We start from the raw sequence: 316 nt of genomic DNA, 5'->3' as shown, positions 1-316 counted from the left end.
GGACCATCCGCCAGCGGGAGGCCGATCTGCTCAGCGCATGGCTCCGGGATGGCCACTGCTACAGCACGCCAATCTCCGCCAAGATCTGCGTCATGGTCCCGGAGGAAACACTCACCGGAGAATCAGAGGAACCCGCCACCACCGCTGACCGGGCCAGCGTCATCCCGGCTGCAGACATCCGAAAACTCGCCACTGATACCGAGGCGGAGCATGAGTGGTACACCGCCGGCACCCGCACAAATAAGAGACGTGCTGACCGTGACGTTCTTAGCGTGACCTACAACGGACGGTTCGCCCCCGAACGACTAAGGGACGC

The 316-nt window shown here is 63.0% G+C and carries 1 protein-coding gene; it reads left to right on the top strand.

What is annotated here, in order from left to right; translation table 11 throughout:
* The coding region (locus HGQ17_RS14945) for a hypothetical protein (protein WP_168888742.1) at positions 1 to 316 on the top strand (316 nt) is incomplete at both ends.

The organism is Nesterenkonia sedimenti (genome assembly GCF_012641515.1).
Taxonomy (GTDB): Bacteria; Actinomycetota; Actinomycetes; order Actinomycetales; family Micrococcaceae; genus Nesterenkonia; species Nesterenkonia sedimenti.
The sequence above is the reverse complement of the archived record's forward strand: the minus strand, read 5'-3'. Positions and strand labels throughout refer to the sequence as shown.